We start from the raw sequence: 14331 nt of genomic DNA on the forward strand, positions 1-14331 counted from the left end.
ATATGACACGTAAGTTATGCACATACAACTAGATTAAGTCTTTACAAAAAATGGTGGTGTAAGCAATGCAGAAAACATGGTGGAAGAAAGCTGTCGTGTATCAGATTTATCCGAAAAGCTTTCTTGATACAACAGGGAATGGCATCGGAGATTTGGCAGGTATCACTCGCCAATTAGACTATTTACAGCAATTAGGTGTGGATGTAATCTGGTTAACTCCTATTTATGCGTCTCCACAAAAGGATAATGGCTACGATATCAGTGATTACTATACGATCAATCCGGAGTACGGAACTATGGAGTCCTTTGAAGATTTGTTGCATGAGGCTCATCAGCGCAATATCAAGCTGATTATGGATATCGTTGTGAACCATACATCGATTGAGCATGAATGGTTTAAACAAGCAAGGTCTTCCAAAGATAATCCGTATCGCGACTATTATATTTGGAAAGATGGTGTGGATGGCAATCCCCCTACGAACTGGCAGTCTAAATTTGGAGGAAATGCTTGGGAATGGGATGAGCAGACAGGACAATATTACTTGCATTTGTACGATGTGACGCAAGCTGATTTGAACTGGGAGAACCCGACTTTGCGGCGCGAAATTTATGATATGATGCATTTTTGGCTGAAAAAAGGCGTTGATGGTTTCCGCTTAGATGTTATTAATGTAATTTCCAAGGATCAGAGCTTCCAAAACGATACGCTACAAAGCCCAATGGAGGACGGACGACGTTTTTATACGGATGGTCCGCGCATTCATGAATATTTAAAAGAAATGAACGAGCAGGTGTTTTCACATTATCCTCAGATATTGACTGTAGGAGAAATGTCGTCTACAACGATTGATAATTGTATTCGCTATACCAATCCAGACGAAAAAGAGCTAAGCATGGTCTTTAATTTTCATCATTTGAAGGTCGACTATCCGAACGGCCAGAAGTGGGCTGCAGGTGAGTTTGATTTTGTCAAATTAAAGAGCATTCTCAATGAATGGCAGGTTGGAATGCAAGCAGGTGAAGGCTGGAATGCTTTGTTCTGGTGCAATCACGATCAACCGCGTGTAGTTACTCGCTTTGGAGATGATCAGAAATATCATAAGGAATCTGCGAAAATGCTGGGTACGGCTCTTCATTTTATGCAAGGTACTCCCTACGTTTATCAGGGGGAAGAGTTTGGTATGACTGATCCTGGTTTTTCTCGTATTGAGGAATATCGCGATGTAGAAACGATTAATGCCTACCATTTGCTTCAAGAGACAGGCCTCTCTGAGCAGGAGATCATGAAGGCGATCAAACAAAAATCCAGGGATAATTCACGTACACCAATGCAATGGATGGACGCTCCTAACGGTGGATTCACGGCAGGTACTCCTTGGATTCAGGTAGCTAATAATTATCCATTTATCAATGCGCAGCGAGCGCAAGAAGATCAGGATTCCATCTGGTATCACTATCAAAAATTGATCCAGTTACGCAAAAAGCATGATGTTATTGCATATGGCGATTTTACAATGCTGTATCCAGAGCATCCTCACATTTATGCCTATGTACGCCAATATGGTGCTGAGCAGTTAGTCGTAGTTAATAATTTTTACGCAGAGCCGACAAAATTTGTACTGCCGAAGGAGATAACTCAAAAAGCACATACGGAGGTTATTCTGACCAACTATCCTGATGTGCCGGCAACATTGGGCGAATTTACATTGCGTCCATACGAGTCGCTTGCTATTTTAATCAAATAACAGCTTGGTAAACAGAATGCTCATCTCCCAGCATCGGATTGGGAAATGGGCATTTTGTTTTTTTGTTTCTATTTGTACTCACAGCCATACAGCGGTATCATAAGAAGGAGAGTGGTTGACATAATAAGATCGTCATGTTCAACCGATAGAATCCGGTTTTGAGAGGATGACAACATGAGTAAAAAGATTGTTTTAGCAGAGAAACCCTCAGTGGGTAAAGATATCGCCAGAGTCTTGAAATGCACCAAGCAGGGGAATGGGTACCTTGAAGGCGACAAATATGTGGTTACCTGGGCATTTGGACATCTGGTTACGTTGGCTGATCCTGAAGCTTATGGCCAGACATATAAAGCTTGGAAGCTGGAGGATTTACCGCTGTTGCCGTCTCGCCTGCAATTAACTGTCATCAGACAGAGCTCCAAGCAATATCAGATTGTAAAAAAAATATTAGGGCGTCAGGATATTACAGAAGTGATTATTGCTACAGATGCTGGTCGTGAAGGTGAGCTCGTGGCACGATGGATTTTAGAAAAGGCACATGTGAAAAAGCCTATTAAGCGCTTATGGATTTCCTCAGTGACTGATAAAGCAATCAGCGATGGCTTCAGAAAGCTGCGAGACGGCAAGGAATACGAGAATCTCTATGCTTCTGCTGTAGCTCGTGCTGAAGCTGACTGGTTTGTCGGGATCAATGCCACTCGTGCTCTTACAACGAAGCATAATGCCCAGCTCTCCTGCGGACGTGTGCAAACTCCTACTGTGGCAATGATTGCCAAACGCGAGGAGGAGATTCAAAGGTTCGTTCCTCGTCCATATTATGGTGTTCAAGCGGTCACAGGGAATGGATTAAAGCTTACGTGGCAGGATCAGCAAACAAAAGATATGAAGACGTTTACCAAGGAGAAGGCTGAGAAAATTGTCGAAAGCAGTAAAAACAAACAAGCTGAAATTATTGACATAAAGAAGGTTGACAAGAAAAGCTTCGCCCCGGCTTTATATGATCTAACCGAGTTACAACGCGATGCGAATAAGCGGTTTGGTTTTTCTGCAAAGGAAACCCTCTCCATTATGCAAGGGCTGTACGAAACACATAAGGTACTCACATACCCCCGGACAGATTCTCGCTATTTGACGTCAGATATTATCGAAACATTGCCTGATCGATTGAGAGCGATTTCCGTTAAGCCATACACTCCGTTTGCAGCTAAGCTGTTAAAGCAACCGATTCGAGCGGGTAAACATGTAGTGGATAATAGCAAGGTATCCGATCACCATGCGATTATTCCAACTGAACAAACCGTACTGATGAATAAGCTTAGCGATAAGGAACGTAAAATTTATGACCTTGTGGTAAAACGCTTTCTGGCTGTGCTATATCAGCCCTTTGAATATGAACAAATTAGTATTCGTGCCCGAATTGGCAACGAGGAATTTCTAGCAAAAGGGAAGACGATCACGAGTCAGGGCTGGAAGGAAATATACGATAACCACTATGATGAAGAGGATCAAGGAGATGGATTAAAAGAACAGCTCTTACCAAAGCTTGCGCAAGGTGAGCAACTATCTGTACAAACCATTTCTCTTACAAAAGGGGAAACAAAACCTCCAGAGCCATTTACGGAGGCTACACTCCTTTCTGCTATGGAGAATCCTGTCCGTTATATGGGACAGGTTGATAAGCAGCTAGCCAAAACATTAGGTGAGACAGGTGGATTAGGAACTGTTGCTACTCGCGCCGATATTATTGAAAAATTGTTTAATAGTTTCCTCATTGAAAAGCGCGGCAAGCATATTCATATTACTTCTAAAGGAAAGCAATTACTTGAGCTTGTGCCAGAAGAACTTCGCTCCCCGGCTCTTACTGCTGAATGGGAAGTGAAGCTTGGAGCGATCTCTAAAGGAAGCTTAGCGAAAAACAGCTTCATACAGGAAATGAAGAAGTATGCCGAGCAAATCGTCCAACAGATTAAATGTAGTGAGCAAAAATTTCGTCATGACAATCTGACTCGCTCTAAATGCCCGGATTGCGGAAAGCTGATGCTTGAGGTAAATGGCAAAAAAGGAAAAATGTTAGTTTGTCAAGATCGTGAGTGCGGCCATCGTAAGGCAGTATCCAAGGTTACAAATGCTAGATGCCCGCAATGTCGAAAGAAGATGGAGATGCGTGGGGAAGGAGAAGGAAAGATATTCGTATGCAAATGCGGACATCGTGAAAAATTGTCAACGTTTAACGACAGACGCAGCAAGGAGAAACAGACGAATGTTTCGAAACGAGATGTAGCGCAGTATATGAAAAAACAGCAACGAGACCAAGAAAGCTTAGGCAATCCAGCCTTAATGGAGGCATTAAAGAAATTTAAGCTAGATCAATAAGTCATTTTATGAGAAATGATATGCTCGAAAATAAGGCGCCCTCTCTCTTTATTAGGCAAGAGAAAGGGCGCCTATTTCGGCTTCTTTTTCATATATGGAAAAAGGAATTACCAAAATATGATGTAAATTTCAGATTTTATTATTTTTATGTTAAGAGACCTTGAAAGAAGTACATGTATTTACTTTATTCATAAACTAAATCGAAAATGAGATCATAATATCCCATAAAATGTTAACGTTTTTATATCTTGGAAAACGTAGAGTCGAGAACACTGTTCACTATACAAGAAGGCTATGGATACGAGCTTTTACGGCTATTTTTGCTATTTAAAAACGCCTTCTTTTTTTAGTCTGATAAAAAACAGTAATGAACTGAAAAAATAACAATAATTTGATTGATAAATAACATTGTTACTAATTCATCGGAAACAACATCATTATTTTTACATAATAAAAACATAATAATAAAATGTGATAGAAAAATATTGAAGAAAATGTCCATTATTGGTAGTATTGAAAAATAAACCTGTAATTTTATGTATTATAATGCAATTTTTTGTCGCATGATTGCTAGCGTAAATGTTAGCGATGATGTGAGCAAATCGGTATCTGTTACAACCAAATTTGATTCAAAATGTTTCGTTTTTTATTTTAAAAGACAAAGAGGTGGTCCTGATGGATTTATCTACATTAAATTTTTTGGGTGAAACAGAAAAGCATAAGTTATTGAATCAATTCAATGATACGGACGCTAATTTTCCTCAGGAGATGACCATTCATGGGCTGTTTGAAAAGCAAGTCCAAGAAAGACCGAATCAAACTGCAGTAATTTTTAATGAACAAAGTATGACGTATAAAGAAATTAATGAACGAGCCAATCAAGTAGCACATAGCTTACGGAAGCATGGAGTTGCTCCAGATGAGATTGTTGGAATTCTAGCAGATCGCAACATGGACATGCTTATTTCCATTCTCGGTGTATTGAAGGCTGGAGCTGCTTATATGCCTATTGATCCTACATACCCTACAGAACGTATTCTTTATATGATCAATGATAGCCAGACCAAAATTGTCTTAGCTGAACATAGAGAGATGGTTCCGGAAGGCTGTAATGCAGAGCTGATCCTCTTGCACGACAGCGCCCTTTTAAACGAGGAGACGTCTGATCTAGAGCATGTAAATAAGCCTGAGGATTTGGCCTATATTATCTATACATCAGGTTCTACTGGTAAACCAAAAGGGGTTATGATTGAACATCGCAATGTCATTCGCTTGCTCTTTAATGACAGAAATTTATTTGATTTTACCAGTGATGATGTCTGGACCGTTTTTCATTCGTTCTGTTTTGACTTCTCTGTTTGGGAGATGTATGGGGCTTTACTGTATGGAGGAAAAATCGTTCTCGTTTCTTTTGAGATAGCCAGAGATCCTCATGCCTTCCGAAATTTACTTCAGGAGCAAAAGGTTACGATTTTAAATCAAACTCCTACAGCTTTTTATCAGCTCTCGTCTGAAGAAATGCAGCGCTCAGACAGCAGTTTATCCATTCGTAAAGTCATTTTTGGTGGAGAAGCGTTGACACCATCGCAGTTGAAAGCATGGAAACAAAAATATCCAAATACAGCCTTGATTAATATGTACGGTATTACAGAAACAACTGTTCATGTGACTTATAAGGAGTTCCAATTACATGATACGGACAGCACTGTCAGCAATATCGGAAAGCCTATTCCAACGCTTAGAACCTACGTTTTAGATTCCAAGAGAAACCTAGCTCCAATTGGGGTGAAAGGTGAACTGTATGTGAGCGGCAAGGGAGTAGCTCGTGGTTATTTAAACAAACCCGAATTAACTGAAGAACGGTTTATGGATAACCCGTTTGTCCCCGGAGAAAGAATGTATCGCACAGGAGATCTAGCTAGATGGCTACCTGAAGGAGAGCTAGAATACCTGGGCAGGATTGACCATCAGGTAAAAATCAGGGGCTATCGCATTGAACTCGGAGAAATAGAAGCCGAGCTATTAAAGCAAAAAGGTATTAAAGAAGCAATAGTTTTAGTTACAAATGATAAAGATGCACAACCACAATTACATGCCTATATAACATCTACGGAAGATTTGGCACCAGCAGATCTTCGTAAACAACTTACTGCAACATTACCCTCTTATATGATTCCGGCTCATTTCATTTTTGTGTCGCAAATGCCTATTACGCCAAATGGAAAAATTGATAAAGAATCACTTCGTAAAATAGAACCACAACTTCAAGAAAGCTCTACAGGAACTTATGTAGCTCCACAAACACCTACAGAAAAGCAGTTAGTCCACATATGGGAAGAAAATATTGGAATGCAACCGATCAGCATAGACGATAATTATTTTGCTCTAGGTGGCGATTCCATCAAAGCGATTAAGCTATTGCATGCTATAAACAAAGAGTTTCAAATTAGTTTCCAAATTGGAGATTTGTATAAGCATGGAACCATTAGAGAAATGGGACAGCAAATCGGTGAAAAAGGCAAGCAATCTAGCAATCAAAAACTGTTGAAGCTTCAGGAATTGGATCGTTTAAAAGAGAAAATTTTGGGAAGTGAGAAATAGTCATGTCGGATAAGCTAAGCAATTCTAAAGACTTATTTCCAATGAGCGATATACAGCTAGGGATGGTCTACCATTCGTTAAAACATGTACACGAAGCTGTATATCATGATCAATTTGTTTATCAGATAGATGATGATTCATTTGATGTTCATGTGCTGGAGCAAGCGATGAGAATGATGGTTGATAAGCATGACATCTTAAAAACCAGCTTTCATATCGAAGAATTTTCCACCCCAGTTCAGGTAGTGCACCAAGAGGTTTCTGTTCGAATTGACGAGACAGACATTACCCATCTGGGAGAAAAACAAAAAGAACATATCCATCAATATTTGGCACAGGATCGTCAATCTCCTTTTGATGTAACAACGGCTCCTTTATGGAGAATGAGAGTTTTTAAACTTAATGCAAGCCAAGTTGCTCTAGTCTGGATCTTTCATCATGCTATCTTGGACGGATGGAGTGTTGCATCTTTTATTACGGAGTTAATTGATGTTTATTTCAAATTAAAGCAAAAAACTTGCACTTTGGAGCCCTTGCATACTACCTATAAGGATTATGTGATTGATCAGATGCTATTATCGGAGCAAAATGAGCTCCGTGAATATTGGATAGAAGAATTAAAAGATTACAAACGGCTGCAGCTCCCAGTGACAGTGGATGAAAATGGCGGTGCTCATGTTACCATTGTTGAGAAGCTGGACCCTCAAATCATAAATAAATGCAGAGAAATTGCACAAGCTCATCACATTCCATTAAAGACCCTATGCCTAACAGCCTTTCTTTCTATGATGCATATGATTTCTTATGAGAGAGACCTCACTGTGGGATTGATTGAGAACAATCGACCAATTATAGAAGATGCTGAAAAGGTGTTGGGATGTTTTCTTAACTCAGTTCCATTCCGTGCCATTATCAAAAAAGATATGAGCTACAGAGAGCTATTAGAGCAGACACAGCAAAAGCTTGTTGAGATAAAAACCTATGGAAGGCTATCCTTTGCAAAGATTATTGAAGCAATTGGCGATGCGGGAAGCGAACGTAATCCAGTTTTTGACTGTCTTTTTAACTTTGTCGATTTCCATGTATTTAAAGGGATAAAGGATCATAAAGTAAAGTTTTGGTTAGACGGATATGAAAAAACAAACACCATGTTTGATTTTTCTGTTTCGACCACAATGGATGACTATTTTGTTCGGGTTGTATCAGCACTGCCAGAAGAAGATACCGTAAAGCTAATTAAATATTATCAAAGAATTTTAGAAAAGATCACTCTTCACATAGATGAAAAAATAGATAAACGATCTATTCTTGATGAAAAAGAAAGCCGCTTGCTGCTAGAGGAATGGAATCAAACGTCAGTTGATTATCCGGACAAGCAAACATTGCATAAGCGGTTTGAAGAGCAGGTAGCCAAAAATGAAGATCAGGTGGCGCTTGAATACGAGGATAAAAAGCTTACCTATAAGGAATTGAACGCTAAAGCCAATCAATTGGCACGTGTCTTACAGAAGCATAATGCGCTGCCAACTCAGGTAGTTGGTCTGATTGCAGAGCGTTCTCTAGAGATGATAATAGGCATTCTGGGGATATTAAAAGCAGGTGGAGCTTATATGCCTATTGATCCTACGTATCCTGCGGAGCGTATCCAATATATGCTCGAAGATAGCCGATCCTATCTCTTGCTTGTACAAAAAGCGGAAATGATTCCGGCCCATTATCAGGGTGAAGTACTTATCCTGACAGAGGAACTTTGGGCAGATGAGACCACAGAGAACCTGGAATTAGTCAATCAGCCGCAGGATGTTGCCAATATCATGTATACATCTGGGACAACAGGAAAGCCAAAAGGCATCCTGATCACTCATCGAAACATTATGACTACCATAATCAACAATGGCTATATTGATATTTTTTCAACAGATCGAATATTGCAAATATCTAACTATGCTTTTGACGGTTCTACCTTTGATATATACAGTGCTTTGCTAAACGGAGCTACTCTCGTGCTGGTACCCAAGCAAACATTAATGAATACGACCGATCTGTTAGCAATCATAAAAGATAGCAACATCACGGTAGCATTAATGACAACTTCTCTATTTAACACGTTGGTTGATCTTGATGTAACCAGCTTCCAAAATACACGTAAGGTTTTATTCGGTGGGGAAAAGGCTTCATTTAAGCATGTAGAAAAAGTATTAGATTATTTGGGTGAAGGGCGCCTGATAAATGGATATGGTCCGACAGAAACAACGGTGTTCGCTACTACCTATACAGTCGATAACACGATTAAAAAGCTGGGAAGTGTCCCGATCGGTCGTCCTTTGAACAACACTTCGGCATATATTTTTGGATTAGATGACCAATTACAACCGCTTGGAGTACCAGGGGAGTTATGTGTAGCCGGAGAATGTATTTCGCCTGGATATCTTAATCGTTCCGACTTAACGGCAGACAAATTTGTTGATAATCCACTTAAACCAGGTGAGAGAATGTACCGTACAGGTGACCTGGTTCGTTGGCTGCCTGAAGGTGTCATGGAATACATGGGGCGGATTGATGAACAGGTCAAGATCCGTGGACATCGCATCGAGCTAGGGGAGATTGAGACAAAGCTGCTTGAGCATCCTTCGATTCGAGAAACAGTGCTGGTGGCTAAACAGGATGCAAATGGCCATTCTTTTTTAGGTGCGTATCTTGTTACAGATAACTTCTGCCCTGTAACGGAACTGCGGAATTATCTGATGGAAACCCTGCCAGAATATATGATTCCTTCTTATTTTATCGAATTGGATAGCTTGCCGCTTACTTCAAATGGAAAAGTGGACAAGCGAGCATTGCCTGAACCGGAATCTCAGGCATTACACGCATATACCATGCCGGAGAATGAGACGGAAGAAAAATTGGTTCAGCTGTTCCAGGAGGTTATGGATGTAGAGCGTGTTGGTACCCAAGACAGCTTTTATGAATTAGGCGGTCATTCTCTAAAAGCAATGCTTTTGGTTTCGCGAATTCATAAGGATTTTGGCATAAAGGTACCTTTGAAGGAAGTGTTCAGTCGTCCGACCGTGAAGGAATTGGCTGCCTATCTGACTGGGTCAGAAGAAGCAAACTATATTGAAATTGGAGCAGCAGAAGAGAAACCATACTATCCAGTTACTGCCGCCCAAAAACGGATGTATATCGCCCAGCAATGGGAGGATGAGGAAGCAACTAGCAGTTATCACATGCCGTTTATGATGGAAATCACAGGGCCTCTTCAAGTGGAAAGGCTGCAACAAACAGTAAAGAGTCTTGTGGCAAGGCATGAGTCGTTGCGGACATCATTTCATATGATCGATGAAGTACTGATGCAAAAGATACATGAGGATGTATTGTGGGATTTAGACATTGATATCGAGTCAGTTGTAGCTTCAGAGCAAGAAATTGATGAAAAAATGTTCCGCTTCCTCCGCAAATTTGATTTGAGTCAAGCTCCTCTCTTTAGAGCTAAGCTAATTCGTGTCAATGCCAGTCGGCATGTGCTGCTATTAGATATGCATCATATTATTTCGGATGGATTTTCATACCAGATATTTTTTGATGAGCTTACCAAGCTGTATCAGGGCGAGGAATTGCCACCTCTCCAAATACAATATAAGGATTATGCCGTTTGGCAGCATTCAAAGGAACAACAGAAGCGTTTGCAACAGCAAGAGGAATATTGGCTAGGTCAATTCCAAGGGGAAATTCCTGTTCTGGAGTTGCCTACGGATTATCAGCGACCGGTTGATAAACAGTTTGCTGGAGCATTATTCACCCACGGGTTATCTGTTGATCTAACAGAGAAGCTGAGAAAATTAGCGATTAAGGAAAAAACGACGTTATATACCGTACTGCTGACGGTCTATAACATTCTATTGACCAAATATACAAGTCAAGAGGATCTCATCGTAGGTACACCGATTGCTGGACGTCCACATGCTGATTTAGACAGAGTATTTGGGATGTTTGTAAACACGCTGGCGATCAGAACAGCCCCAAAAGCGGAGCATTCCTTCTTAGCGTATCTCTCTGCTGTCAAAGAAACCGTGCTAGGAGCTTATCAAAATCCTGACTATCCATTTGAGGAGCTGGTTGAAAAAACACTGGTTCAGCGTGATGTAAGCCGTAATCCTTTATTCGATGTTATGTTCTCCGTAGAGAAATTACCATCTGCTGTACAGTTCGATGATTTACGTTTCTGCCCGCGTTTATTTGATTGGAAAAAGGCAAAATTTGACTTGGATTGGACAGTGGTGGAAGGCGAATCATTGGAGGTTTTGGTTGAATATAGCACGAGCTTGTTCGAGCGGGCGAGCATTGAGCGCATGGCTAAGCATTTCGAGCATATTTTGGAGCAAATCCTAGATCAGCCAGATCTGTCGATTGCAGAGATTGAATTACTGACTGAGCCAGAAAAACAACAGATTTTGATTGAATTTAATCAATCAGATAAATCCTTTGACAGAGAAAAAACGATTCAGGAGCAATTTGAAGAATGGGCGGAAAAATCCCCGCATGGCATTGCCCTAGTCTTTAAAGACAAGCAAATGACCTATCAGGAATTAAATCAACGTGCTAACCAAGTCGCGCATTTATTACGTGCCAATGGGGTTTCAGCAAATGATTTTATCGGTTTAATGGTAGATCGATCGTTTGAGATGATCATTAGTATGCTAGGTATTTTGAAGGCGGGTGGAGCCTACCTACCTATTGACCCTGATTATCCTGAGGATCGTATCGATTATATGTTATCTGATAGCAAAGCTAAGATTCTCTTAAAGCAATTTGACCAAACAGCGCCAGCTTCCTTTGAAGGTAAAGTCATCTCTATTGATACTCCAGAATTGCTAGAGATGGATGTAAAAAATATTTCCAAGGTCAATTGCTCATCCGACTTGGCTTATATCATTTATACATCTGGATCAACTGGAAAACCAAAAGGAGTATTGATTAATCATCGATGCGTAATCAATATGCAGCTTACTGCTGAAACCTTTGGTATCTATCCTTCCAGTCGTGTTCTACAGTTTGCCTCCTTTAGTTTTGATTCATCTGTGGGCGAGATCTTTTATACATTATTAAACGGAGCATGCCTGTATTTGGTAGAAAAGGATTTGCTTTTATCCGGCAATGAATTTGTGGCATGGCTAAAGAAAAACAGGATTAGCTCGATTCCTTTTATTTCACCATCGGCTCTGCGGATGCTTCCTTATGAGGATTTACCTGATCTCGCTTATATAAGTACGGGTGGTGAGGCATTGCCGGCTGACCTAGTTAAAGCGTGGGGAAAAAATCGTGTCTTCCTGAATGCATATGGCCCGACGGAAACAACTGTAGATGCCACTGTAGGTATCTGTACACCAGAAGGGAAACCGCATATTGGAAGACCTGTTAAGAACAAAAAGGTCTACGTAGTAAATCGCAGCAATCAATTACAGCCGATTGGTGTTCCTGGCGAGCTTTGCATTGGCGGGGAAGGAGTTGCACTTGGCTATCTAAACAGACCTGATCTAACCCAAGAAAAATTCGTTTCCAATCCGTTTGCCCCGGGTGAGAGAATGTACCGCTCCGGAGACTTAGTCAGATGGCTGCCTGATGGAACAATTGAATATTTCGGAAGATTAGACGATCAAGTAAAAATTAGAGGACACCGTATTGAACTAGGAGAGATTGAAACAAGGCTACTCGAGCATCCATCCATTAAAGAAGCAATTGTCATTCCACGCTCTGATGAGTCAAAGGCTACATATTTATGCAGTTATTTGATTACAGAAGATTCATGGAATGCGGCTGATTTACGTAAGTATTTGAAGGCTTCTTTGCCGGAGTATATGATACCTTCGTATTTTGTGGAGCTGCAGGAGCTGCCGCTAACACCTAATGGAAAAGTTGATAAAAAAGCATTACCAAAACCAGAAAAGCAAATGAGAAGGGGGCAGGATTATGTAGCCCCTACTAACCACGTGCAATCCATTTTATCTCAGGTTTGGACTGAAGTGCTTGGCATTGAAAATATAGGAATTCATGATAATTTCTTTGAATTAGGTGGAGATTCAATTAAAGCCATCCAAATTTCAGCTCGACTTAATAAGCATAATCTCAAGGTTAAAATGCGGGAATTGTTTAAGAACCCGACGATTGCTGAGCTAAGTCTGCTTGTACAACAGATCGTTCAGGAGATAGATCAGGGTGCAGTAGAAGGAAATATTCCGCTTACACCGATCCAGCATTGGTTCTTTACCCAATCATTCCCGCAGGTCAACCATTACAATCAATCGGTTCTTCTCTTTAATGCTGAAGGCTGGGATCAGCAAAAAGTAGACAAAGCTTTTGAGATGCTAACCCAGCACCATGATGCATTGCGAATCGTGTATAGCCTGAACGAGCAAGAGGTTGTACAGCGTAACCGGGGATTGGGAGGCTCGAATTATCGTTTTGAAATCATTGATGTAAGACAAGATGGGGAAGATCAGTCGAACTGGAAAGCAGCGGCGGATCGGATGCAGGCAAGTATGGATATCACGCAAGGACCTTTAGTGCAGATCGGATTGTTCCGTGCTAATGAAGGAGATTATTTGTTAATTGCCATTCATCACTTAGTGGTAGATGGGGTGTCTTGGCGTATCCTGCTAGAAGACTTCTATCATTTGTATAACGGAAACGATTCTCTGCCATTAAAAACGACCTCATTCCAAGCATGGTCTCAAAAGCTCCAAGAGTACGCCCAGAGCAAGGAACTAGAAAAGGAGCTTCCATATTGGCGCCATCAGGATGAAGCTATCACGGACTATGCCTTACACAAAGATATAGAAGCCGCAACCTCAAGCAAAACAACCTATGAGGAATTTTTAACTGTATCGATGTCTTTATCAACAGAGGAAACCCAACAGCTAGTAACAGAGGCTCATAAGGCGTACCAAACTGAAATGAATGATCTGCTGCTTACGGCACTCGCTTTAGCTTTGAAGGAATGGACGAATAAAGAGCAATTGCTAGTTAGCATGGAGGGGCATGGACGTGAAGAAATTCTAGAAAACGTGGATATCTCCCGTACAGTTGGTTGGTTTACATCAGAGTATCCAGTTGCCATTCATCTTGCGAAAACAGACATTTCGTTTGCCATTAAACAAGTAAAGGAAACATTGCGTCGTGTACCTAACAAAGGGTTTGGCTATGGGATTCTTAAATATTTGGCAAAAGAGACGTTCAAGCTTAAGCCAGAAATTAGTTTTAACTATCTCGGCCAATTTACAGACAAAGAAGAGGGAAATTCCTCTTTAATGGGTGATCTGATCAGCCCGGCAAATACCAGTGAGCTGTCTCTGGATATCAATGGAAGTATAGAAGCTGACAGACTGCAAATGCACTTTAGTTATAACTCTCGCGCGTACTATCCAGAAACAATCGCAGCTCTTGTTCAAAACTTCAAATCCTATTTGCTTGAGATTATTAATCATTGCCGGACGAAAGAAGGAGTAGAGCATACACCAAGCGACTTTGACATCAATGATCTCACCATGGAAGAACTAGATGATATTTTTGATGACCTGGAAGAAGAGGTATACAAATAACTAGGCAAAAATATGGA

4 protein-coding genes are annotated in these 14331 nt (G+C 40.7%); all 4 read left to right on the forward strand.

Features of this window, described 5'->3' with window-relative positions:
• Positions 1-65 precede the first annotated feature (65 nt).
• The 4 genes from treC (at position 66) to QZ995_RS00540 (ending at position 14314) form a co-directional block, all read left to right on the forward strand.
• A complete protein-coding gene (gene treC / locus QZ995_RS00525; RefSeq protein WP_301801740.1) occupies positions 66-1745 on the forward strand; it encodes an alpha,alpha-phosphotrehalase in 1680 nt (559 codons plus the stop codon).
• A 174-nt stretch (positions 1746-1919) separates the two neighbouring features.
• Positions 1920-4118 (forward strand): DNA topoisomerase III, encoded by a 2199-nt coding sequence (locus QZ995_RS00530; protein WP_301801741.1) that lies wholly within the window; start codon positions 1920-1922, stop codon positions 4116-4118.
• Between the two features lie 675 nt (positions 4119-4793).
• Positions 4794-6719: a non-ribosomal peptide synthetase gene (locus QZ995_RS00535; RefSeq protein WP_301801743.1), complete on the forward strand. Its 1926-nt coding sequence runs from the start codon at positions 4794-4796 to the stop codon at positions 6717-6719.
• 2 nt (positions 6720-6721) lie between these two features.
• Complete coding sequence (locus QZ995_RS00540; protein WP_301801744.1) at positions 6722-14314, forward strand: non-ribosomal peptide synthetase; 7593 nt, start codon at positions 6722-6724, stop codon at positions 14312-14314.
• The last annotated feature ends 17 nt before the right edge of the window (positions 14315-14331 follow it).

It is taken from the genome of Brevibacillus laterosporus, assembly GCF_030489605.1.
Classification (GTDB): Bacteria; Bacillota; Bacilli; order Brevibacillales; family Brevibacillaceae; genus Brevibacillus_B; species Brevibacillus_B laterosporus_E.